This window comes from Alteromonas sp. DYW1 (assembly GCF_059752595.1).
Genome location: NZ_CM186038.1, coordinates 1,182,501 through 1,206,009, shown reverse-complemented (window position 1 = coordinate 1,206,009; position 23,509 = coordinate 1,182,501). Strand labels below are relative to the sequence as shown.

The following is a 23,509-nucleotide window of genomic DNA, read 5'->3' as shown; positions in this document are numbered from 1 at the left end:
CTCTACATTACATAGCGGACTTAACCTAAATAAAACAACGCATTACTTTGCTTTTGTTCCACCCCAAAAACAATATCGATACCTACCGCCCGATGAACCGATAGCACATCAGATTTTGTCACGCTCTTATACACAGCTTCAGGCACATCCAGCGCGCCATCATCAGTAAGCAACCGATAGCGGGTTTTAGACCGGTTAGAAGTTAGGGTTATTTTATCCTTTACCCTGACAGATGAGATGATTTTGGGCCGCGCAGCGTGTAAGAACTTTCGATACTGTAATAGCGGTACCAGCAGCTTGTACGCGTTGATAATCAATACGACCGCCAGCGGCACGGTAAATAAGATAAACCCCGTGGTAAAAACGGATGTAAAAAATAGCGCGATCGCCATAAAGAAGAAGAGTTTTTTTCGCCACGCTCTAAAGAAGATCCGCTGCACAATTAATCGTTCTTTAGCAGATATTGCGCACTCTTTGTCCCGCATCGGCTCATATACAGTCGAGCTGACATTGAACCTGGGGGAGTGCTGTTGCGGTTGCGCCGCTAATATCCGAAACTGCAGTACTTGCTTCTTTTGCGGGCTGATTTCAAGATAAACTTTGTCGCCTGCAGAGGCCTGATTATAAACACTCAAATCGACACTAAATTCCTTGTCGTCAAGGCTGACATAGTAAGTTGTGTGAGTTGTTCTTCGTCTTGAGCCATAGCCAGCCCTGACGTTAGTTGAATGACTGCCGGTTGTTGACGTGTGCCGGTTTACCCGTTTATTGGTCACAACACCGGTATAGCAATGTTTTACTCCGTTTTTAAGTTCGAGGTAATTCTGGCGCAGCACCACAACTATCACTGTTGCAAAAATGGCGGCAAACACACCAAATATGTATAGCGGGGCCTGACTCATATGAGGACCGGATAGTACGTTGGAGAAAATTACAAAAAAAATGCCGCCGGCAAACAGGGTAAACCCGGCTATTAACCAATATTGTTTTTGTAGTTGCTGACGGTCTTTATCTGATAAAGGCTTTACATCGTAGGTACTTGGCAAGAGTCATTCATCCATAAACTGAGCACTGAATCCGAGCAGGTTTTTTATGAGGTTTTGCGCGGCACAGCAATAGTTTTACGTCAGATCAACCGTATACACAAGCTTAATTTGTTCGAAAATAACACAAACATATTGAACAAAAACCGAACTACACTTAGTATGCAAAAAATTAACACGGAGTATCGTTATGAAATATATTCAAGGACTGAAGTACGTTGTTCTGCTCTCGCTATTTACCCACTTTTGCGCGCTGTCTCAAACATCAACCTCTGAACAAGCCTGTATGAAAGGCAGCCCAGACGCCTGCTTTAATACCGCGCTCGATTACTACGACGGTGCTGGTATTCCTCAGGATATTAAGAAAGCCGTCTCGTTTTTTAGCAAAGCCTGCGAAATGGGTTTATCCAATAGCTGTATGAACGCTGCGATGATTGCAAAAGGTGGCGGTGGTAACCTGCCCGCAAATATTGAACTGGCGACCGTCAATTTTGAAAATGCTTGTGCATTAGGTGTAAAACAGGGCTGCGACAATGCGTTTTATTACCGTAGCAATGAAAAATCACCCGTTTACAACCCGGCTAAGGGCATGCTGGTGGTTAAAAATGCCTGTGTCATTGGCAATGAAAAAGCCTGCTTTTGGGGGCTATACCGCGCATACGATGGCAGCCAGGGTAAACATCCCGAGTTAATTGATAAGGAAAAAGCCGCCTGGTTTGGCGAGTTTACCTGCCGAAAATACAATGATGCTCTCGGTTGTCATGCCGCAGAGCTTTACTACGCCAATCCCGAGTCACCCGGCTTTGATGCCGAAAAAGCGTTAATTTACTCCAAGCTTAGCTGTGATAGCTATTCGTCTAAAGCCAGCTGCTATAATGTGGGGAGTATTTACTGGCAGATAGAAGAAGATAAATTAACAACCCATTACCTAAAGAAAGCTTGTGAACTGGGTCACGAAAGCGCCTGTGAGTATGCAAAAAAATGGCGCAAATATTACGACGAAAAAGTGGCCTACGAAGAACAAAAAGCGCGCAATGATGCGATTATAAACAGTGCTTTGGCCCAGGGACAGTATGGGCAAGCTGTCTATGCTGCAATTCATCAGTTACGTTCACAAGCGCATCTTGAACGGGCCGTTATGGCCACAAGTCACGCCGGTGCTATGGGTCAGGTTAACACCAATGATTTATACGTTATAGCCTCATGGTTCTCATCAGGCCCGGTTCGCAGTGCCGCCAATGCCGAAATGTCAGCCCGCGGGACCTGGCTGGAAGGCACATTTGGTGAAGGCACTAACACTGCCGGCGCAGCCAGCGCCAGATGGCAGGAAGCCTATGGCAGTACGTTACCTTCGCCTTCCTCATCATCGTCTTCACCAAGCGCTATTGCAATACCCAGTGCCGCCCAAATATCAGCCGAAACCCGCGAAAAATACCGTTATGCACATTGTACAATGGCCGGTAGTAATACCAGCGCCAGTGTATGTAGGAATTAAGCGGTAATGTCCCCCAATATTAAAGACCTCATTCAGAATTATTCACCACTTCGATGTGGATAATTCCTGTTCTGATTAACAATAGTTAAGAAATTAATATGATTAAGAAGTTTTTGTTTGTTTTAAGCATTATGACATTGTTTTCATCGAGCACCATAGCGCAAACTGTTGTTCGCGGTTGGACACCGTACGAGCAAAACAAACAATGTATGGTCCACGAGACTTATTACAATCCAAAGTATCGAAAAGATGGTACAAAAACCTGGATTTTCCAAGATCATACGATGGCGACTATGATCCTCAAATGGCATATCAGTGGCGACCAGATCCTTAACGAGCTCCCTTATACTAATCGACGACAATTTGCTGCTTGCTTTAATGGGGAGCGGGAGTGCGGGATACCGCTAAATCATGATATCGCAAATGAACTTGATACACACGAAGTGCCTAAAAATGGCCTTTGGAAAGATTATTTTAAAAATCCGCCTCCCAAAAGCGCTATACGTAACGCAATGGCTGTTGTTGGGGATTGTTTCGGATCTGCTGGCGAGGGCATCTATCTCGATGAGCTGGGGCTTACAGAAACGGACCTTCCCGTAGACATATGTTATCGCGCCGGACAAACGATGTGGTGGTCAGGCGAAAGATATCGTAACGAAGCACCAAGTCTGACTGACGCACAGCTCGCTAAATATAAAGAATGGGGTGTTCTCGCCTACTTTTTAGTTAATCGATTTTATGACAAACCCGATGGCGCTCCGACACGCTGCGGCTTTGCTCCGGTCGAGCTGATTCCATCGCTGATGCAATATTATGACGACAATGGGTATGCAGCACTCGAAGACCCGGTACAGATTGCTGCTCGCAAAGCGGAGGAAGCTGCTGCCGCTAAAGCTGCGGCAGAAGCTAAAGCGCGTGAAGAAGCCTATTTACGCAAGTCAAAACGTGAACGTCTTATGTCAAGAAACGACTATGAGCGCTTCGGCACGCTGGACGGTTGCCAGATCGCATATTCTTATGTGTTTGGTGGTATTAACCGAGACAATATGAGTTTTATTGTAGATCCGGTGCCTGATACTGGCATTAGCTGGGCGCTTGAGTTCGAGAAGACCCAGGCCGCCGGGCAGACGTGTCCGGCTATGCCGCAAGAACTGGGGGACTGGGTAGCCTCACAAGACCCGCAACTATTCGAAGCCTATGGTGCCGAGGAGGAATTCCGGAACACCAAGCCGAGTATATTCAACTCCAAGGACTGGAGAGCATTTGTTGAACGTTGGATGTGGCGCAATCAGACCTTTTCAGAGAGCTATGTCCAAGGCGGCAACTGTCAGGCGGCAATATGGTATTCACGCAACATAGCCCATGATTGGAATGCTTTCAATCAGGCTCAATTGGATTTTGTAGGCCTCGCTCGCGTTTTTGGACGTTGGGGAGCACCAGATAGTGCATTGTGTGCTGCGATCCCACCAGATGTGCTGCCGCTGGCTCGCAAGACTTGGGAGCGAAATTACAATCAGGTCATGCGTGAAAAGGCCAGACAAGAGGCACAGTGGAATGCCGCTAATCGCCGGGAAGCCGCACGCCGAGCAGAAATAAATGCCGCATACGATAAGCTACTGAACTGGAAGCCGTCTAATAATAAAGTTTCCGAATTGCGCTGTTACAATGTCGAAACAACGAAATATGGAACACGTCAAAACTGCTTCAGCGGCTAGAATGTTCAAAACGGGTCAGAGCCTTTTTTATTTTTCAGCTCTGACCATTTTTATTATTTGCTTTAAGTCTACTGCCGTTTGATATGGAATATTCATTGCTCCAAGGTCCGGTTTTTGTCTTCAGCAGACTACCGCCTTCGCGGAAGTGACGGTCAGGTTTTCGCTCATTGCAGATCCGATGATCTGTACGCTTAGGTCGAATCCAGAATAAAAAAGTGTCAGATTAAATATGAGCTACTACAGATAATTAGCGCTAATTTCTGCTCAATTAATTGGCCTCACATTCGGTCTTTGTATTGTCCTGAAGATATAATAAAATTCTGTTGTTATACCAATTCGCGTAAAGCTGAGCGAGTGCACCGAAACGCTGATAGTCGTAACTACCATACTCGAAAGACTCATTGCTTAAGGTGCGATAACCAACCATTGTTACCCAGCAGTTATTAATATTTAGCGGCATTTTCAGGTGATGATTATGCACAGCAATAAATCGTAGATCCTTTTGTTCAATCGCTTGTTCTGCATCCAGCACAGGATCTGAATTTACTATCCAAGTTAATTTCTCGGGCGTCGCTTTGTGCGCTAAGTCAAAACAGCTACAGAGTCCAAGTACTAATAAAATCGCGGTACTAAATTTGATTATGTCATTCATCCTCAGTTTCCTAGTGCACACCGCAACACGTAACAATCCTTTACAGTTTAGCGCTGGTAATACTCGCGTTCGGGTTTAGATTAAGTTGGGTCTGACAAAGGAGAGTTCAATGACTGGGCTTAAAACATTTTTCCGCCAAAATAATGGGTTTTTGATTTTTCTCGTGCTTTTATTTGCTTGCCGCAGCAGTATTGCTGATTGGTACCACGTGCCGTCCGGCTCTATGTTGCCAACAATTGTTGAAGGCGATCGAGTATTTGTTGAAAAAATGGCCTACCGTTTGGACATTCCGTTCTCTGATATTCCTATCATGCAAATCGCCACACCTCAGCGCGGCGATATCGTTACCTTTGAATCCAGTGCCGCAAACGAGCGTTTAATAAAACGTATCATCGGATTACCCGGCGACCAAGTGGCCATGGTCAACAATCAATTAGTGATCAATGGTGAGATCCAAGCTCAGTTGGGTGACGGAGATGATCGCCTCGAGCAGTTAACCGGCCACCCGCATGCCTTACGCTTGAGCTCAGCACGCACCGAATTGGCAAGTTTCCCGGTTGTTACGGTGCCGGAGGGACACTATTTAGTACTCGGCGACAATCGCAATCATAGTGCCGATTCACGCGTCTATGGTTTTGTCCCATTGGAGGAAATCAGTGGCAAGGCAACACTGGTTATTACCTCGCTAGACATCGAGAACTACTATATTCCGCGTTCGGACCGGTGGTTTGAGAAGTTGATATAGCTTTAAACTAAACGTAAATGTTGCGTTGATAGAACTGCGTAGGACAAAAAAATATTAAATTTGTCGAATGAAATGACTGAAATCAATTGCCGCAGTTGAGATGCCAAAGCCTTCTCTCAACTGCGATAAGCGTCCAATATTATCGCGCGATTAAGCCGCTAATCTAGCTGACTGACTGGCCATTTTACGAATAGCACTAAGCATAAACTGCTGTCGCTTATCTAATAACAACTCTTGTTCTGCGCGCGAACGTGCCCAGTTGAATCTTTCGGTTAATTGATTAAAGCCACTGACAACACTGTCGTGGAATTCACGTCCGCGGTATTGCTTACTTAGCCCCTCACCGCTGACCAAGTGTTGCTTAGGAAGTAATTCATAGCCTGAAAAATAACGTTGATAATTCATAATGTACCCTCTCTCTCAGATACTATATCGTCCAACGCTAGCAAAACTTAAACCGGTGCCAATGTGAATAAAAACAAACTGTCGCCGAACCAGGGTTTTGATATTTTTAACTAAAATAAAACAATTAAAATCAATAGGATAAAAATAATTTCAATATTTATTCTTGAAAAACATTCGAGCGTTCCTACATATGTATTGTCGATGCTCAACAGAGGTCGACACAACCGCCGCCGAATAATCGGGGCATATTAACTAACATATTGCTTTATTTTGAGGATATGACTATGCGTACTATCGATCTATCTCCACTTTACCGTTCATTTATTGGTTCTGACCATTTAGCTTCACTCGTCGACGCCGCGACCCGCGCCGAAAAACAGAGCGCCTATCCACCATACAATATTGAGCTTGTCGGCGATGATAAATACCGAATTACAATGGCTGTTGCCGGTTTTAGTAAAAACGACGTATCCATTGAGGTTCAAGAAAACTCAATGACCGTTACTGGCAGCAAAGAAAGCAAGGATGAAGAGCGCAAGTTTTTACACAAAGGCATTTCTGAGCGTAACTTCGAGCGTAAATTCCAACTTGGCGACCACGTCAAAGTGCTCTCTGCCGATATGGAGAATGGCTTGCTACACATCGATCTTGAACGTGTGATCCCAGAAGCGAAGAAACCACGTAAAATCGAAATAGGCAGTCAATTACTCGAAAACAAATAATCGAGTGTAAATATTCTCCCTGTTAACTGAAAACGGCGCCGTAAGGCGCCGTTTTTCATTGCTTTGCAGTTAGAAATGCAACCACATCAAATTACAAATACTGAGTAACAAAATCGCACCAAAGGTTAACAGCATACCAACGATCCGCTGCCAACTTGCACCTATGTGATGACGTAAACCATACGCGTGGGTCAAGCGACCAAACAATAATGCCGCACAAGCGATATGGACGATTAAATTGAAGTCAGTATTCAATTCAACGCAAAGCGCCAAGATCAAGGTGATTGGCACGTACTCAGCGAAGTTGCCATGTGCGCGTGATAAGCGTTGTAAGGCGGTATCTCCGCCATCGCCTAGACTCACCCGCGAGGCACGCCGAGCCTTAACCACCAAAATCGACAAATACAGGTAGCAGATAGCGAGCAAACTCGCGTAAAACCCGGTAATCTCGACGCTCAATGATTGCATTGCAATTAACCTAACAGTTCAGCTAGCTGCTGACTAACTGCACTAACAGCCTGGGTCCCATCAATTTTGTGGTAGTGGCATTTTCCAGCTGACGCGGCTGTTTGATAAAAATCGACCAACGGTTTGGTTTGCTCATGATACACACCAAGGCGCTTGCGTACCGTATCTTCTTTATCATCATCACGAATAATAAGGTCTTCACCGGTAGCATCGTCTTTGCCTGCCACTTGAGGGGGGTTGTAGTCGACATGATAAACTCGCCCCGACGCAGGATGCACACGGCGCCCACTCATACGATCAACAATTACGTCGTCAGGCACATCAAATTCAATAACGTGATCTACCACAATACCGCCGACTTCCATTGCCTCAGCTTGTGGGATAGTGCGAGGAAAACCATCGAGTAAAAAGCCGTTCTCACAATCTGACTGAGCGACACGTTCTTTCACTAAACCGATGATAATATCATCAGAGACAAGCTGACCGGCATCCATGACTTTCTTTGCCGCGATACCGAGTTCTGTGCCAGCCTTGATCGCTGCTCGAAGCATATCTCCGGTGCTGATTTGAGGTATATTGTATCGCCCCATCAAAAACTGGGCTTGTGTTCCTTTGCCGGCGCCTGGCGCGCCCAAAAGAATGATCCGCATGCTGCGTACTCTCCGCTAATTTTTATTTTCTGCCAGCACTTTACACATTCAGCTCAAGGCTGACAAGGCAAAGCCAAGGATTATCCATACGCATTAGACCAAAAGCGTATGGAAATCCAAACACCGCTCGCTCCAAAAGGTTTCAAATAATCTAAACTCACAATAATTAACGCTAAAATTCAGGCGGTTATAAATAGAAGTTAAACTTTCATTAGAGATATAAAAAAGCGAGCTATAAAGCTCGCTTTTTCTCACATTAATCAAACAAAATAGGCTTATTTTGATAAGCTCATTAATAAACTGTTTAATTTGCGTACAAATGAAGATGGATCTTCTAAACTGCCTTGCTCAGAGAGCGCAGCTTGATCATAAAGTACTTCAGCCCACTGCTTAAATGTTGCTTCATCTTGAATATCGGCAACATGTTTAATCAATTGATGCTCAGGGTTAATCTCAAAGTGATATTTCACCTCTGGCACAGGCTGCCCTGCAGCTTGCATTAACTTCATCATTTGCGTAGTCATGCCATTATCATCAGCCACAATCACCGCCGGAGAGTCAGTAAGACGATGGGTATATTTCACCTCCATGACCTTCTCACCCAGCGCGGTTTTTAGCCGCTCGGTTACGCCTTCGACTTGCTTTTCCGCTTCTTCTTGGGCTTTCTTGCTTTCTTCGTCATCTAGCTTGGATAAATCAACATCACCGCGCGCAATTGATTGAATTGATTTTTCTTTATACTCGTTTAAGTGCGACATCAACCATTCGTCAATGCGCTCAGACAGAAGCAGCACTTCAATGCCTTTCTTACGGAAGATTTCTAAATGTGGACTGTTTTTAGCAGCTTGATAGCTATCTGCAGTTACATAGTAAATCTTATCCTGACCGTCCTTCATTCGCTCAATGTAGTCGTCCAAAGAAACGGTTTGCTCATTGGAATCATTGTGCGTTGACGCAAAGCGCAATAGGCCGGCAATTTTCTCTCGATTCGCAAAGTCTTCTGCCGGGCCCTCTTTCAACACGTTACCAAATTCGCCCCAGAATACTTGGTAGTCTTCTGGATTATTCTTGGCCATGCGCTCTAGCATTTGCAGCACACGTTTAGTACAACCCTGACGCAGCGCTTGCGACACCTTATTGTCTTGCAGGATCTCGCGCGACACGTTTAATGGCAGATCATTGCTATCCAATAAGCCCTTCACGAAACGCAGGTAAGTTGGCATAAATTGCTCAGCGTCATCCATAATGAAAACGCGCTGCACGTACAGCTTCAAACCATGTTTATGTTCACGATTCCATAAGTCAAAAGGGGCTTTACTCGGGATGTATAACAGACTGGTATATTCTGTTTTCCCTTCCACTCGATTATGAGACCAGCTCAACGGGTCAGCAAAGTCGTGCGAAACGTGCTTGTAAAACTCTTTATATTCCTCGTCTGACACTTCAGATTTATCGCGTGTCCACAGTGCAGTCGCTTTGTTAACCGCTTCCCATTCGCCGGGTTGAGCTGGGATTTTTTCACCATCAGGGCCATCGCGTTCATCAACCGGTTCTTTCCACATCAGTACTGGAATGCTGATGTGATCGGAATATTTGCCAACGATTGAGCGTAATTTCCAATTGTCGACATACTCTTTTTCATCTTCACGCACATGCAGTACGATTTCTGTTCCGCGTGTCGGCTTTTCGATATCGGCAATTGTAAACTCACCTTCACCGGCAGATGTCCACTCGACACCTTGGGATGCCTCGACTCCGGCTTTGCGAGTACGCACAACAACCTTGTCTGCGACGATGAATGCAGAGTAGAAACCAACCCCAAACTGACCAATCAACTTAGAATCTTTGGCCTGATCGCCGGTCAACTGACTAAAGAAGTCTTTAGTGCCTGACTTAGCGATAGTGCCAAGGTTCTCAATGACTTCATCACGCGTCATACCAATACCGTTGTCACTGATAGTGATGGTTCCAGCCTCTTTATCGACACTGAGTTTAACATTCAGGTCGCCGTCATCTTCGTACAGTTTGTCATCGGATAACGCTTTAAAGCGTAACTTGTCCGCCGCATCAGCAGCGTTAGATACAAGTTCTCTGAGGAAAATTTCTTTATTGGAATACAGTGAATGGATCATCAACTGTAGTAACTGTTTTACTTCAGTTTGAAAACCATGAGTCTCTTGGTGTGTCGCCTGCGACATAAGACCTCTTCTCCTTTAACGTGCAATTACAACGCCAGAAGGTATCTCTGGCAAAGCCTCTAATAACATTGCCAGAGGTAAGGTCTTGTTTTAAAAATTCAAGGTATGAAAATGCTTTTTGCTGTTTTTACAGGGTTTTTCTGCCACTCAGTGCATGCCCAAGTGTATTTCCGTCAATATATTCCAACTCGCCACCGACCGGCACTCCATGAGCGATGCGGGATGCAGCAATAAGCCGCTTACGACACATCTCTGCAATGTAATGTGCTGTTGCCTCCCCCTCTACCGTGGGGTTCGTGGCAAGGATTAACTCCTTGATCCCACCTGCATCAAGTTGCTGAGCTAACTCATCCAGTCCGATATCCTCGGGACCAATCCCATCAAGTGGCGACAAATGCCCCATAAGAACAAAGTAGCGACCATCAAACTGGGCTGTTTGCTCAATCGCGAAGACATCTTGCGGAGCTTCCACAATACAAATAGTGTCGGCACTGCCCCGCGTTGGATGGGCACAGATATCGCAGCGTTCTTGCTCGGTAAATGTACGGCACTGTTGACAGTGACTTATGTGCTCCATCGCATCGTGCAGCACTTGACTCAAGCGCAACGCTCCGTCGCGATTACGCTCTAGAAGACTAAACGCCATGCGCTGCGCACTTTTTGCGCCGACACTGGGCAGCACGCGCAGAGCGTCGATTAATTCATTGAGCAATGGGCTAAATTGCGCCGGCATCGCTAATCGGCCTTAAAACGGCATCTTAAAACCCGGTGGCATCTGCATCCCACCGGTAATCGAAGACATTTTTTCTTGCGTGGTGCTTTGCACCCGACGCACTGCATCATTGATAGCAGCAGCGACTAAGTCTTCGAGCATCTCTTTATCATCATCCATGAGCGAGGGATCAACCTCAACGCGACGTACATTGTGATTGCAGGTCATAGTCACTTTGACCATACCCGCACCTGACTCACCAATAACTTCGATGGATTGAAGCTCTTCCTGCGCCTTTTGCATTTTTTCCTGCATCTGCTGCGCTTGCTTCATGATATTACCCATACCACCTTTAAACATGTACCACTCCTAAATTACTGCGGCTTAATACTGTCTTCTAGTACGTTGCCGTTAAATGTTTTGATTAAATACTGAATACCTTCATCACTCTGCACAATCTGCTCAGCATATGCCTGTCGCATCGCGTCTATTCTCTGCTGTAGCTTGTAAGGTGTAGATGCCGACTCGGCAATATTCACTCGCAACGTGACGTTTTCACCTAGCGCATTAGCCAGCGCGAGTTGCAAATGTTGTTTTAGCCCATCATTCAATAAATGTTCTTGTGCTGGATCCAATTCGAGCTCAACCACTCCATCAGATTTTCGATACGCGGAATGAATGGCTACCTGCTTGGCCAACCCCGCCAACTGTGCCTTGCTAATCAGCTCAGCCCAATAGTCCAACTGACTCGCCATCACCAATTTAGTGCCATCCGGTAGCTTTGGAGATAGGGGAATATTCTCTGAGTTAATTGACTGTTCTGGCTGTAATTGAGACTGCGTTGTTGTGCTTGCTACAGAGGAATTAGTCGCAAGAGTTTGTGTAGAATCCACATACTCATTCATTGGCGTCTGAGTTAAGCCGTCATGTTCACCCGACGGGTTATCTTCTGCTAAATCGAAGGGCGGCTGCTGTTCGGCAGGAATACCATCCCTATCATCAGATACCGATTCATTGGACGCCACTGCCGATGTCTGCGCCCCAGGCGCATTGCTTTCGCGAGTATCGGTTGTATCTGGTGTCAGCAACGGTTGGCTAGTTGAAGGCGTAATGTTTTGCGCTAACTCAACCTGCGCCTCGGCCTCAACGGACTTTTTTACTGGTGCTGCCACCTCAGTAGGCGACATTTGTGACATGCGCTGCTGCATCTCCAGCATGGCTTTGGTGCGCGCAAGGTTAGCTTCTTCTTCGGACTGAGCGGTTGCTGACTCTGCAGCCTCAGCTTCGCGATATTGCTCAGCTTGTGCTTGGATAGCAGCTTGCTGAGCGAGTAATTCATCGTGACCATCATCCACCGGAAGCTCATCTTTACTTGCAGGCGATTGAATATCGGCGACCGGCTCATCCTTATCATCCGATTGTACACTACCTGAAAAACTGTCTGGCTCAGATATCGCTGCGCTATCGTGCGCTTGCACAGTCTCCGGCACAGCAATTTGTGGCGGGTTTTGAATAATCCCTTCAATCGCCGCAAGGGGAGCTTTAGGCGCAAATGCCAGCATGCGCATTAGGATCATTTCTACACCCGTTCGTGGATCAGGTGCATAATTTAAAGTACGGAGTCCATCAACGCCAATTTGATAAAGTAACTGCACATGCTCAGGCGTGAAACCTTTTGCTAACTGATAAATGACCTTGGCGTGATTCGTCTCTAAACGACAGGCGTCTGGCACGATCTGGGTTAGCGCTACCTGATGTAGGGTCGCGTTTAGTTCATGCAAGATTTGCGCATAATCGGGTGCGTGCTGACTAAGTTCTTCGACCAGTTCCATCACCACATCGACGTCATGGTTTGCCAAACTTTGGGCTAAGCGCAAAACATGGTTGCGATCAAGCAAGCCCAACATAGATACTACCGTTTGCTGGGTAACGGAGTTATTCCCTTGAGCGATGGCTTGATCGGTTAAACTCAACGCATCACGCATACTCCCTTGCGCTGCACGAGCAATTAACGCGATGGCAGTAGATTCAAAGCTGATAGCTTCTTGCGTCAATACATGTTCAAGCTGTTGGCTTATCTGCTCTCGCGATAGGGCTTTTAAGTTGAACTGCAAGCACCTTGATAAAATGGTCACTGGCAGCTTTTGCGGATCCGTGGTGGCGAGTAAGAACTTAACGTGCGGGGGCGGTTCTTCAAGGGTTTTTAACAATGCATTGAAGCTGTGCTTTGATAGCATGTGGACTTCGTCTATCAAGTAAACCTTGTACTCGCCTCGGGTGGGGCGGTATTGCACGTTGTCCAACAACTCGCGAGTATCTTCGACTTTAGTCCGCGACGCTGCATCAATTTCCAACAAATCGACAAACCGGCCTTGCTCGATATCTTGACAGGTATTGCATTGACCACAAGGGTTAGAGCTCTGCCCGGTCTCACAATTCAAACTCTTAGCAAAAATACGTGCAATTGTGGTTTTTCCAACTCCACGTGTTCCGGTAAATAAATACGCGTGATGCAAGCGGTTGTTGTCTAGCGCATTGGAAATTGCGGAAACCACATGTTCTTGCCCGACTAATTGGGAAAACACTTGTGGTCGCCATTTACGCGCTAGAACCTGATAGCTCATTACCCGTTATTCGCCTTCAAATTCACACAATGTAAACGACGTTATTCCATGCTCAGCAAGACGCTTTTCTCCGCCAATATCTGGTAATGAAATAACAAACCCCGCATGCTCGACGATACCGCCCAACTGTTTGATCAGTTTCGCTGTTGCCAGCATCGTGCCGCCAGTAGCCAGCAAATCATCGATCATCAAGACCCGCTCACCCGGCTTGACCGCGTCTTTGTGCATTTCCAAAGTATCCATACCGTACTCTAGTTCATAGCTTTCTGCTATAACGTCACGCGGCAATTTCCCCGGTTTACGGACCGGTATAAAACCAATCCCAAGTTCAATTGCCAAGGGAGCCCCAAATAGAAAACCACGCGCTTCAGTTCCAGCTACTTTATCGAAATTCATCGGAGCGAAATGCTCGACCATTAACGCTAAACAGCTAGAAAAGGCCTTGTGATCTTCCAGGACGCTGGTCACATCACGGAACTGGATCCCTGGTTTGGGATAATCAGGAATAGTCTTTACAACAGATTTTATATATTCAGTAGTCACAACAAGTCTTAACGGCTAAAGAAAAACACAATCCACCCCAAAATGACATGCATTAAGGGCAAAGCGACGAGAGTACCGACCGCAGCAAGAAAATACCACCAGTTGAAAACTTCTTTAAACTCAGAATGATCAGCCATTTGCGATACCATTTAGTTGACAAATAAAACAGCCGCAAATGGTACTGTAATGAACGCAAAAATGACAGCGAAAATCGACGTTGTTCCAGCGATTATTGCGTCGAATACTGCCCTACAACCCGCTTGTCGGAAAAATCATTAAGGATATCAATGGTGGCTTTGAGTAATTGGTGTGACGTCATCTCAGGTAATTGTGGTGCCAAAGCATCGACTAGATCCTGAACGCTCGTTCCGCCTGACTGTTCCAATAAGTGAAGTAATACTGCTGTCACCTGATTCAACAGTATGAATTCTACTTGATCGTGTGCATTACGATAAACTAAGAGAAATACTTGGTCTGCGGGTGCTTCCGGTTGAAAATCTGGGCCAATTTGATGTACCGGATACTGATAACTAACCAATGAGGCTAACGCTGACATATGCAGCTCGGTACCAGCATGTATGGCTTTAGCGGGTTGCTGTGGCAAGTCGCCTTTGCGTACCGAGACATCTAATTCTAACCACTCATAATGCGCTAATTCTGCTAGAAAGTTAGGATCAGACTGGGTTTGTGTATATTCATTGGCAAGATACTCAACGAATTCTTTACTGATGTCGACAAATAGCGGCGAACGACAATGATGATGGCTGAAAAACTTACGCGCAAGGCTTAACCAATCATCTTCTTTATACAATGATTTCAAAACCGGAAAGCCACTGTCTAAAAAGCCCAGAATATTATTAAAAAAAAGCTCCCGATAGATAGCCATTCTGCGATCGTCGATCCCGCCGTCAAATGCATGTTTTTCCGGGTCGCGAATATGTGCGGTGAATGTCTGTTGAATTTCAGTAAACGATTTCATGCTCGTTGACTTGTGCGCGAAGTATCACTGAATTCTGCTTGAATGCTTTTGATCGTACTCACCTCAAGCATCAACGCATCCATACTGGGTATATTAAAGTCACGCTCCAGTAACGTTGGGAAAACTCCATGTGTTTGATAAGCGAAACGCAACAACTCCCAAACCTCAGGTTTAACGTCTGCGCCATGGGTATCCACTTTTAAGTCATCCGCTTCATCATAATGACCAGCGATATGACCATAGACTATTTTCCCTGTTGGCATTGCCGATATAAAATCGCGTGCTGAGTAACCATGATTGATCGCGTTTACAAACACATTATTAACGTCCAAGAGAAGCTCACAGCCAGAGCGCTGGAGTACTTGCTGCGTAAACTCGACCTCTGACATTTCTTGGCCTGGCGCGGCATAGTAAGAAACATTTTCTAATATCAATGGCCGTTGCAAGATGTCCTGTACCTGAACAATTCGACTGACCACATGATCAATCGCATCCGCCGAAAACGGGATTGGCATTAGGTCGTACATATGCCCCTGATGCGAACAGTAACTCAGATGCTCGCTGTAATAGTCAATACTGTGTTCAGCCAGAAAATTTTTTATTTGTTTAACAAAATTGATATCTAACGGATCAGAGCTGCCAATAGAGAGAGATAGGCCGTGGGTTGTAAACCTGTTTTTAGCGGTAAGTGCCTTGAGTTGACGCTGGTATTGACCACCAAAACTCATCCAGTTTTCGGGTGCAACTTCCCAAAAGTCGACATCAAGCTCGGGACTAGCAATCACATCATCTAGCATCTCGCGTCGTAATCCTAAACCTGCACCGCTCAGACTTGTCATATCTGCCTCATTATTCTATGCCTAAATGGTGATAAAAAAGCCGGTATTGTACCGGCCTTTTCACTTTAAGCGATTCTCGCTTGCTTATGCTTGGCCACCACACTTGCCTTCGCCACATTTACCTTCTTTGGCTTTCTTAGCTTTGTCGCCGCCACATTTACCTTCTCCGCACTTGCCTTCTTTCTTGGCTTTGTCGCCGCCACATTTGCCTTCTCCGCACTTACCTTCATGCTTGGCTTTGTCGCCACCACATTTGCCTTCTCCGCATTTACCTTCTTTCTTAGCTTTATCGCCACCGCATTTGCCTTCGCCACACTTGCCTTCATGCTTGGCTTTATCGCCACCGCATTTGCCTTCGCCACACTTGCCTTCTTTCTTAGCCTTGTCGCCGCCGCATTTGCCTTCACCACACTTACCTTCGGCTTCTTTTTTAGCTTTGTCACCGCCACACTTGCCTTCACCGCATTTACCTTCAGCGGCAAAAGTCATATAGCCTGATTCTAACTGCTGCGCTCCAAACGGCGAAGCATTGGCCTGCAGACTCACGGTACTTAGTGAGCCAATAACAACAGCGCCTAACGCAGTAGCAATAGTCGTTTTTTTAACCTGTTTCATAAATTCTTCCTGTAGTTTGTGAGTCATCGTGCTGTAAACGCACTTGCTAATTAAGACCTTCGTTATCAGTTAATCATTTCATTTTTTTAAAAAAAATCAACGTTAGTAACTAACACATTAATAAATAAACACTTTTTTTATTTCAAACTGTCAACTGGATGTACCAGCCGTCAAAATCTCTGCGGTTTCTTCAAATCGTACTTTTTGCCCTTCGCGTAAGCGTTCAGCGCCACGCACAACGACAGGTAATGCATCACTTATGTCGCCAAACACTTCTATCCGGTTATATTGTCCTACCCCTGTCTCTACCGGAATTCTCCGAGCTTGATTTTCATCATCCACTTGGAAAATAAATGTACCTGATTTACGCAATACCAGTGCATCACGCGGTACGGTTAAACCTTCATGCGCAGTACTGTGCGGCAGAGCGACGCGTACGGCACTACCAATCGCAAACGAATCAGCCTCCAGCGCGATTCTTACCTCCATTAATCGTGATTGTTCATCACCAACTGGCACAATTGCTCTAATCGGATGGTGAGATTGCTGATTACGTTGCTCGATTGCCACTTGAGTCCCAGCATTTAGATACGGTAGCGTAGTTAAAGGAGCCCGCACAACCACCTCAATATTTTGGGTGTCTACCACACGTAATAAGGTTTGTCCTGTCGAGGTATATTCACCTGGTGTTTGAATGCGTTCGACAACCATAGCGGTAAAGGGCGCTCGCAACTGACTTTGATCGATTTGATATTGAATAAGATCTCTATCGTAACGGGACTGATTCAACTCTTGTTTAGCCATCTCAAGCTCAATACTGATATCGTCCAATTGATCCTTTGACGTATTGTTTAATGCTGCCATTTGGGTAAATCGCGCAACTTTGCGCATCAGCAGCTCCACACGCGCTTGCCATTTGTCCATCGCGACTTCGTGCTGCCCTTTGAGTAATTGCAAACGTTTGTCATCAAGCTTAGCAATAACCTCACCCGCGGCAATAATATCCCCCACATCTGCCATCCATTGGATCCGACCTGGCACCTCGGCAGCTAGGTTTGCGTCAATCCGACTCATCACACTTCCCGGCATCCAAACATGCTCTACTATCGATTCAGATTTTACTTGTTCTACGTGCACCAGAGATGCCTCTGCTGGATCTTGTAAGGCCAAAACACCACTCGACATTGAGGCCGTTAATAGTCCGAGTACGGCAACAGACTGAGTTAAATAATTCATCGTCAATGTCCTTTGTTTTAAAGTTTGTCTTCTAATTTATTCAATTTTATTGATTGCGCACTGCCTGCAGCCTGCACGGAGTTAAACCGTCGCTTAAATAGCGAGAAATCTAATTGCAACAAGGTGGGAAGCAGGACCAGGGTAAACAATGTACTGACTAACATACCGCCTACAATAACGGCTGCCAGACCGCGATAAATTACACTTCCAGCACCTGGCATTAGCAGTAATGGCAACATGCCAAAAATTGACGTTAAGGTGCTCATAAAAATCGGTCGCAGGCGGAGCAGTAATGACTGATGCACGGCTTCACGACGCGACAATCCTTCACGTTCACCACAGCGGGTTTGGTGTACCAGTAATATGGCATTATTAACCACGAGACCGAGCAAAATGATGAACCCTATCATAGTGAGAAGATCCAGCGGTTGGAATGAAACTAAATTCAAAAGCCGAATTGCAATAACACCGCCGACCGTAGCCAATGGTATCGCCAAGACCACCAATACACTGTCTTTTAAGGAGCGAAACAACCCTGCCATCAAGACTAATAACAAACCCATTGCAAACAGAAAGTTTTGGCTCATGGTTGTTACTGCTTGTTTCAAGCTATCGGCACTACCACCATAGGCAATATGGCCATCTGTGGGCATCGACGCCAAGAGTGCAGGTTCTACTTCCGCAGTGATAATGGCCATGGCTTCTTCAAGTGTCATGTCTTCGGGTGGGTTTAAACTCAGCGTGAGCGTCCGTTTCCGTTCAATCCGCTGGATCTGACTTGGCCCGACCGCGCGCTCAATGCTAACGAGTTCACCTAAGGGTACGACCTGACCACTGGGCGTCATTAAGGGCGTTGTTGCAAGTGCTTCTGGCGTTGCCCAGTCTTGCGAACGCAGAATAATATTCATGCGCTTAATACCATCGAAATATTCACCCACATAAACCCCATCTCCCATGGCGCGGACTAAGCTAGCGACTTGGGCCCGATCAAAGCCGACTTCCATCATGCGGGCGTCATTCGGATAAAATTGCAGCTCAGGTTCAGCCTGCTCCAACGCGGGATTGGCGCGCACATTGGCGCCCGGAAAGGCCTCGCGTAACAGGTCCATGCCGCGTTGAGCTGCGATAGCAAGACCATCTTGGTCCGTTGCCTGTAACCGTAAGTCGATTGAGCGTCCATTGCCGAACCCGCCAAATAAATTACCCTGCATAGCAAATGCTTGAGTATCGGGTAAGTCCTTCAGAATTTCATCGCGCATTAGGGTTTCTAACGCTTTTACTTGCGACTGATCTTTCGCTCGAACACCGATAGTTCCCCCATTACCCCAAACGATTATGTAATAGTTTTTAAGCGCCGGCTCCTTGAGTCCATCCATATAAGGTTGGAGTCGCTCTACCACTAATGACATGACTTCTTCTTCAACAAACGCCTCACTAGCACCGGCAGGAAAATTAAAGAACGCGTCAACCGCGTCTCGTTTTACCGGCGGAAGATAATCAAGTTTGGGGATCAACATAATCGTAGCGAACAAAGGTACGCCCATTAACAGTGTGGCTACGGCGAGGCGCTTAGGGTTACTAGACGACAACCGCATGATCCCTGCTGCAAGACGCTGCCAGGTTTTGGTATGCTTATCTTCTGGCAATGCTTGGTTCAGAAAGCGTTGGGCAATGACGGGTAAAACCGTAACCGCAATCACAAAGGATATCGTTACGGCTATTGCAATGGTTAGGGCCAGATCAGCGAACAGTTGACCCTCTACATCACTTAAGAACATCACCGGGATAAAGATCGCGACCGTGGTTGCAGTAGAAGCCATCAACGCCCCAAAAACCTGACTTGTAGCAATTGCTGCCGCATCTTGCGAGTCATGCCCCTTGCTGCGCTGCCTTACAATATTTTCCAACACAACAATGGCAGCATCGAGTACCATGCCAACGGCAAATGCCAAGCCAGCCAGTGAAATGACATTGAGTGAACGGCCGGTGATCTGAAGCACAATAAACGTACTTAACAGTGAAATGGGAATAGTCAGCGCAACGATCAATGTGGCGCGAATTTGACGCATAAACCACCATAAGATCCCGATAGCTAACAAGACGCCAATAAATAAGTTACTGGTCACCAGATTAACCGCGCGGTATATGAATACCGACGCATCGAATGACTGAACCATGGTGAGTTGCTGTGGGTTGAGCATAGTAGCGTTGATTTCAGCGACTTTGCTTTTAACCGCTTCTAGCGTGGTAAGTACATTTGCATCATTTTCACGATCAATGCGTATAGAAATCGCTGGATTACCATTTTGAATACTGTAATTAGAACCGTCTGCTCGTTGAATTCTAATTTCCGCGATATCGGCGAGAGTAACCGGACGCCCATCTCGCCATTCAAGAATCATCTGCCCCATTTCGTTGGGTGTGTAGCGCCCTTCAAACCGCAACGTGTAACGTCTTCTGCCCACGTCGACAAAACCACCAGACACATCATTCGAGGAGCCAAGCATGCGCGTGATATTGGTTAGATCGATCCCTAGCTGGGCGGCAAGAAACGGGTCAAATACAATTTGGAATTCTTGTGGGCCGCCAATCCCGCTTTCCATACGTGCACGCGAAACTCCTGGAATCGCCTCTAATTCTGGCCGTATTTCATCCTCAAAATACGTCAAATAGCTATCTATGCTGCCCTCATTTCCGGGTAAACGCTGTAAAAAGAAATACGTTAAAGCGGGCTGACCACCGCCCCAGCCGCCGAGCATAATATTGGGTGACAACGCATCTCTGGGTAATGGTGGGATCCGATTCATACGGCTGATCACATCGATCAACGTTTGTTGCATATCAGTATTTAAGTCGAATTCTAGGTTGATCCATGCATTTCCTTGATTAGCCCAGGCTGACATGCTGTGCAACCCTGGGATCCCTTGCAGCACCTCTTCTTGTGGTTCAAGGATTTCTGATTCAATTTCCTGCGGCGACGCAGCTCGCCAAAAAGTTTGAATAGAAATTCTCGGCCGTTCGATATCAGGAAACAATTGAATAGGTAATTTAAATAGACTGTATGCGCCAATTAAACTCAGTATCGCAACGACAATCGCGACACCTGAAGCATTTTTTATAGCTGCTCGCGTTATATCCATGGGACGATCCCAACGATGAAATGTGCGTTAACTATAGGTCGCTAAAAATATCGAAAAAGTTTAAAACTACAAATGGATCATTTAATAAGCCCAACGACAGTAGGGCTATGTAGTTGTTTCAGAGTGTGTCTGCGCTGCGTTTATTGGGCGCAATCAGCAGTAGATTCAACGCTTCGTCGCACAACGGATTGCAACGCATATCCGCGTCAGCATGTAAGGTATTTGATCGGCTTAACAGTTTTAGAGAGCGTTACAATGATGAACCTATAGCGAGCGTTAGGTGGTTCCCGCGTATGTGGAACTGGCGCAGCATTTGTTTGAACCAATAAAAAAGCCCTTCTCTTTCGAGAAGGGCTTTTTTATTTAAATAGGAGTCTGGCGATGTGCTACTCTCACATGGGGAAACCCCACACTACCATCGCCGCTAACGTGTTTCACTTCTGAGTTCGGAATGGATTCAGGTGGTACCACGTCGCTATTGTCGCCAGACATAAACTGTTGGTGCAAATTCATGATGATTGCGAAGCTTTCATCGTGACATTTGCGCAAGGAGGACTCACAGTACTCTCGAGGAGTATGCCAAGTCAGCCTTACTTAAATCTTAACTATTCGGAATCACTGATATCTTTAATCTAAGAGCGCGTTTTATATGGTCTTACGATTGTCACCACAAACACATTAGGTGTTGTATGGTTAAGCCTCTCGGGCAATTAGTACAGGTTAGCTTAACGCCTTACAACGCTTCCACACCCTGCCTATCAACGTCATCGTCTATAACAACCCTTCCAGGACTTACGTCCAGGGATGACTCATCTTGGGGCCGGCTTCCCGCTTAGATGCTTTCAGCGGTTATCCGTTCCGAACGTAGCTACCGGGCAATGCCTTTGGCAAAACAACCCGAACACCAGCGGTTCGTCCACTCCGGTCCTCTCGTACTAGGAGCAGCTCCCCTCAATCATCCAACGCCCACACCAGATAGGGACCGAACTGTCTCACGACGTTCTAAACCCAGCTCGCGTACCACTTTAAATGGCGAACAGCCATACCCTTGGGACCGACTTCAGCCCCAGGATGTGATGAGCCGACATCGAGGTGCCAAACACCGCCGTCGATATGAACTCTTGGGCGGTATCAGCCTGTTATCCCCGGAGTACCTTTTATCCGTTGAGCGATGGCCCTTCCATTCAGAACCACCGGATCACTATGACCTACTTTCGTACCTGCTCGACGTGTCTGTCTCGCAGTTAAGCTAGCTTATGCCATTGCACTAACCTCACGATGTCCGACCGTGATTAGCTAACCTTCGTGCTCCTCCGTTACTATTTGGGAGGAGACCGCCCCAGTCAAACTACCCACCAGACACTGTCCACACTCCGGATAACGGAGCAATGTTAGAACATCAAACATACAAGGGTGGTATTTCAAGGACGGCTCCACGTCATCTGGCGACAACGCTTCAAAGCCTCCCACCTATCCTACACATGTAGGGTCAATGTTCAGTGCCAAGCTGTAGTAAAGGTTCACGGGGTCTTTCCGTCTAGGTGCGGGTACACTGCATCTTCACAGCAATTTCAATTTCACTGAGTCTCGGGTGGAGACAGCGTGGCCATGGTTACACCATTCGTGCAGGTCGGAACTTACCCGACAAGGAATTTCGCTACCTTAGGACCGTTATAGTTACGGCCGCCGTTTACCGGGGCTTCGATCAAGAGCTTCGCTTACGCTAACCCCATCAATTAACCTTCCGGCACCGGGCAGGTGTCACACCGTATACGTCATCTTTCGATTTAGCACAGTGCTGTGTTTTTAATAAACAGTCCCAGCCACCTGGTCACTGCGACCCCCATCAGCTTACGGAGCAAGTCCTTCACTAACAGGGGCGTACCTTCTCCCGAAGTTACGGTACTATTTTGCCGAGTTCCTTCACCCGAGTTCTCTCAAGCGCCTTAGTATTCTCTACCTGACCACCTGTGTCGGTTTGGGGTACGGTTCATATAATCATAAGCTTAGAGGCTTTTCCTGGAAGCAGGGCATCAACCACTTCATCACCGTAGTGACTCGTCTCGTGTCTCGGCCTTAGAAACCCGGATTTACCTAAGTTTCCAGCCTACTCACTTTCACGTGGACAACCAACGCCACGATGGCCTAGCCTTCTCCGTCCCCCCATCACTGATTATATAAGTACGGGAATATTAACCCGTTTCCCATCGACTACGCATTTCTGCCTCGCCTTAGGGGCCGACTTACCCTGCCCTGATTAGCATGGGACAGGAAACCTTGGTCTTCCGGCGTGGGGGTTTTTCACCCCCATTATCGTTACTCATGTCAGCATTCGCACTTGTGATATGTCCAGCATGCTTCTCAACACACCTTCATCCACTTACACAACGCTCCCCTACCCAGCGTACAAGTACGCTGCCGCAGCTTCGGTATATTGCTTAGCCCCGTTACATCTTCCGCGCAGGCCGACTCGACTAGTGAGCTATTACGCTTTCTTTAAAGGGTGGCTGCTTCTAAGCCAACCTCCTAGCTGTCTTAGCCTTCCCACATCGTTTCCCACTTAGCAATATTTTGGGACCTTAGCTGGCGGTCTGGGTTGTTTCCCTCTCCACGACGGACGTTAGCACCCGCCGTGTGTCTCCCGGATAGTTCTCATTGGTATTCGGAGTTTGCAAAGGGTTGGTAAGTCGGGATGACCCCCTAGCCTTAACAGTGCTCTACCCCCAAT

Annotated in this window: 20 protein-coding genes and 2 rRNA genes (1 of these 22 running past the window's edge); 4 read left to right on the top strand and 18 right to left on the bottom strand. The window is 46.6% G+C overall.

Annotation, left to right across the window (positions count from 1 at the left end; all coding sequences use genetic code 11):
• Window positions 1–20: 20 nt before the first annotated feature.
• The gene (locus AC121Z_RS05385) at window positions 21–1,046 is read right to left on the bottom strand and encodes a DUF2500 domain-containing protein (protein WP_498127262.1); all 1,026 of its coding nucleotides are present in this window, start codon (window positions 1,044–1,046) and stop codon (window positions 21–23) included.
• 187 nt (window positions 1,047–1,233) lie between these two features.
• Between AC121Z_RS05385 and AC121Z_RS05380 the strand changes: the two genes are divergently transcribed.
• A complete protein-coding gene (locus tag AC121Z_RS05380; RefSeq protein ID WP_498127261.1) occupies window positions 1,234–2,538 on the top strand; it encodes a tetratricopeptide repeat protein in 1,305 nt (434 codons plus the stop codon).
• Between the two features lie 98 nt (window positions 2,539–2,636).
• Window positions 2,637–4,253 carry a hypothetical protein gene (locus AC121Z_RS05375; RefSeq protein ID WP_498127260.1) on the top strand — a complete coding sequence of 539 codons (1,617 nt, stop codon included), beginning with the start codon at window positions 2,637–2,639 and terminating at the stop codon, window positions 4,251–4,253.
• A gap of 268 nt (window positions 4,254–4,521) precedes the next feature.
• Here AC121Z_RS05375 and AC121Z_RS05370 read toward each other — a convergent pair whose 3' ends face one another.
• A complete protein-coding gene (locus AC121Z_RS05370) occupies window positions 4,522–4,905 on the bottom strand; it encodes a hypothetical protein (protein ID WP_498127259.1) in 384 nt (127 codons plus the stop codon).
• 109 nt (window positions 4,906–5,014) lie between these two features.
• On the opposite strand from AC121Z_RS05370, the gene lepB reads away from it, so the two are divergent.
• Window positions 5,015–5,650 (top strand): signal peptidase I, encoded by a 636-nt coding sequence (lepB, locus tag AC121Z_RS05365; RefSeq protein WP_498127258.1) that lies wholly within the window; start codon window positions 5,015–5,017, stop codon window positions 5,648–5,650.
• Window positions 5,651–5,800: 150 nt separating this feature from the next.
• Here lepB and AC121Z_RS05360 read toward each other — a convergent pair whose 3' ends face one another.
• A complete protein-coding gene (locus tag AC121Z_RS05360) occupies window positions 5,801–6,055 on the bottom strand; it encodes a hypothetical protein (protein WP_498127257.1) in 255 nt (84 codons plus the stop codon).
• Between the two features lie 284 nt (window positions 6,056–6,339).
• On the opposite strand from AC121Z_RS05360, the gene AC121Z_RS05355 reads away from it, so the two are divergent.
• Window positions 6,340–6,777: an Hsp20 family protein gene (locus tag AC121Z_RS05355; protein WP_498127256.1), complete on the top strand. Its 438-nt coding sequence runs from the start codon at window positions 6,340–6,342 to the stop codon at window positions 6,775–6,777.
• Window positions 6,778–6,846: 69 nt separating this feature from the next.
• On the opposite strand, the gene AC121Z_RS05350 is transcribed toward AC121Z_RS05355, so the two are convergent.
• The 15 genes from AC121Z_RS05350 to AC121Z_RS05280 form a co-directional block, all read right to left on the bottom strand.
• A complete protein-coding gene (locus AC121Z_RS05350; RefSeq protein WP_498128155.1) occupies window positions 6,847–7,236 on the bottom strand; it encodes an MAPEG family protein in 390 nt (129 codons plus the stop codon).
• 14 nt (window positions 7,237–7,250) lie between these two features.
• Window positions 7,251–7,895, bottom strand: coding sequence for an adenylate kinase (gene adk, locus AC121Z_RS05345; RefSeq protein WP_498127255.1), 645 nt, complete (start codon window positions 7,893–7,895; stop codon window positions 7,251–7,253).
• A 275-nt stretch (window positions 7,896–8,170) separates the two neighbouring features.
• A complete protein-coding gene (gene htpG, locus AC121Z_RS05340; protein ID WP_498127254.1) occupies window positions 8,171–10,093 on the bottom strand; it encodes a molecular chaperone HtpG in 1,923 nt (640 codons plus the stop codon).
• A gap of 127 nt (window positions 10,094–10,220) precedes the next feature.
• Window positions 10,221–10,826: a recombination mediator RecR gene (gene recR / locus AC121Z_RS05335; protein WP_498127253.1), complete on the bottom strand. Its 606-nt coding sequence runs from the start codon at window positions 10,824–10,826 to the stop codon at window positions 10,221–10,223.
• Window positions 10,827–10,838: 12 nt separating this feature from the next.
• Complete coding sequence (locus tag AC121Z_RS05330; protein WP_498127252.1) at window positions 10,839–11,165, bottom strand: YbaB/EbfC family nucleoid-associated protein; 327 nt, start codon at window positions 11,163–11,165, stop codon at window positions 10,839–10,841.
• A gap of 14 nt (window positions 11,166–11,179) precedes the next feature.
• Window positions 11,180–13,429 carry a DNA polymerase III subunit gamma/tau gene (gene dnaX, locus AC121Z_RS05325; protein ID WP_498127251.1) on the bottom strand — a complete coding sequence of 750 codons (2,250 nt, stop codon included), beginning with the start codon at window positions 13,427–13,429 and terminating at the stop codon, window positions 11,180–11,182.
• A 6-nt stretch (window positions 13,430–13,435) separates the two neighbouring features.
• Window positions 13,436–13,972, bottom strand: coding sequence for an adenine phosphoribosyltransferase (gene apt, locus AC121Z_RS05320; RefSeq protein ID WP_498127250.1), 537 nt, complete (start codon window positions 13,970–13,972; stop codon window positions 13,436–13,438).
• An 8-nt stretch (window positions 13,973–13,980) separates the two neighbouring features.
• Window positions 13,981–14,109, bottom strand: a complete 129-nt coding sequence (locus tag AC121Z_RS05315; RefSeq protein ID WP_498127249.1) for a hypothetical protein — start codon at window positions 14,107–14,109, stop codon at window positions 13,981–13,983.
• A 92-nt stretch (window positions 14,110–14,201) separates the two neighbouring features.
• Window positions 14,202–14,951 (bottom strand): HvfC family RiPP maturation protein, encoded by a 750-nt coding sequence (locus AC121Z_RS05310; protein ID WP_498127248.1) that lies wholly within the window; start codon window positions 14,949–14,951, stop codon window positions 14,202–14,204.
• Complete coding sequence (locus tag AC121Z_RS05305) at window positions 14,948–15,790, bottom strand: HvfB family MNIO-type RiPP peptide maturase (protein WP_498127247.1); 843 nt, start codon at window positions 15,788–15,790, stop codon at window positions 14,948–14,950. Before AC121Z_RS05305 ends, AC121Z_RS05310 begins: the two co-directional genes overlap by 4 nt.
• Before the next feature lie 84 nt (window positions 15,791–15,874).
• Window positions 15,875–16,405 carry an HvfA family oxazolone/thioamide-modified RiPP metallophore gene (locus AC121Z_RS05300; RefSeq protein WP_498127246.1) on the bottom strand — a complete coding sequence of 177 codons (531 nt, stop codon included), beginning with the start codon at window positions 16,403–16,405 and terminating at the stop codon, window positions 15,875–15,877.
• Between the two features lie 150 nt (window positions 16,406–16,555).
• Window positions 16,556–17,641 carry an efflux RND transporter periplasmic adaptor subunit gene (locus AC121Z_RS05295; RefSeq protein ID WP_498127245.1) on the bottom strand — a complete coding sequence of 362 codons (1,086 nt, stop codon included), beginning with the start codon at window positions 17,639–17,641 and terminating at the stop codon, window positions 16,556–16,558.
• A 17-nt stretch (window positions 17,642–17,658) separates the two neighbouring features.
• Window positions 17,659–20,781, bottom strand: coding sequence for an efflux RND transporter permease subunit (locus AC121Z_RS05290; RefSeq protein ID WP_498127244.1), 3,123 nt, complete (start codon window positions 20,779–20,781; stop codon window positions 17,659–17,661).
• 373 nt (window positions 20,782–21,154) lie between these two features.
• Window positions 21,155–21,270 (bottom strand): 5S ribosomal RNA (rrf, locus tag AC121Z_RS05285).
• A gap of 200 nt (window positions 21,271–21,470) precedes the next feature.
• Window positions 21,471–23,509: ribosomal RNA gene (locus AC121Z_RS05280) — 23S ribosomal RNA — on the bottom strand; it runs 829 nt beyond the window's last position.

Coding starts and splice junctions, on each gene's coding strand:
- htpG (WP_498127254.1), bottom strand. CDS start 10,093: ATGTCGCAGGCGACACACCAAGAGACTCATGGTTTTCAAACTGAAGTA.
- lepB (WP_498127258.1), top strand. CDS start 5,015: ATGACTGGGCTTAAAACATTTTTCCGCCAAAATAATGGGTTTTTGATT.
- AC121Z_RS05370 (WP_498127259.1), bottom strand. CDS start 4,905: ATGAATGACATAATCAAATTTAGTACCGCGATTTTATTAGTACTTGGA.
- AC121Z_RS05300 (WP_498127246.1), bottom strand. CDS start 16,405: ATGAAACAGGTTAAAAAAACGACTATTGCTACTGCGTTAGGCGCTGTT.
- AC121Z_RS05290 (WP_498127244.1), bottom strand. CDS start 20,781: ATGGATATAACGCGAGCAGCTATAAAAAATGCTTCAGGTGTCGCGATT.
- dnaX (WP_498127251.1), bottom strand. CDS start 13,429: ATGAGCTATCAGGTTCTAGCGCGTAAATGGCGACCACAAGTGTTTTCC.
- recR (WP_498127253.1), bottom strand. CDS start 10,826: ATGCCGGCGCAATTTAGCCCATTGCTCAATGAATTAATCGACGCTCTG.
- AC121Z_RS05295 (WP_498127245.1), bottom strand. CDS start 17,641: ATGAATTATTTAACTCAGTCTGTTGCCGTACTCGGACTATTAACGGCC.
- AC121Z_RS05305 (WP_498127247.1), bottom strand. CDS start 15,790: ATGACAAGTCTGAGCGGTGCAGGTTTAGGATTACGACGCGAGATGCTA.
- adk (WP_498127255.1), bottom strand. CDS start 7,895: ATGCGGATCATTCTTTTGGGCGCGCCAGGCGCCGGCAAAGGAACACAA.
- AC121Z_RS05310 (WP_498127248.1), bottom strand. CDS start 14,951: ATGAAATCGTTTACTGAAATTCAACAGACATTCACCGCACATATTCGC.
- AC121Z_RS05375 (WP_498127260.1), top strand. CDS start 2,637: ATGATTAAGAAGTTTTTGTTTGTTTTAAGCATTATGACATTGTTTTCA.
- AC121Z_RS05380 (WP_498127261.1), top strand. CDS start 1,234: ATGAAATATATTCAAGGACTGAAGTACGTTGTTCTGCTCTCGCTATTT.
- AC121Z_RS05315 (WP_498127249.1), bottom strand. CDS start 14,109: ATGGCTGATCATTCTGAGTTTAAAGAAGTTTTCAACTGGTGGTATTTT.
- AC121Z_RS05330 (WP_498127252.1), bottom strand. CDS start 11,165: ATGTTTAAAGGTGGTATGGGTAATATCATGAAGCAAGCGCAGCAGATG.
- AC121Z_RS05355 (WP_498127256.1), top strand. CDS start 6,340: ATGCGTACTATCGATCTATCTCCACTTTACCGTTCATTTATTGGTTCT.
- AC121Z_RS05360 (WP_498127257.1), bottom strand. CDS start 6,055: ATGAATTATCAACGTTATTTTTCAGGCTATGAATTACTTCCTAAGCAA.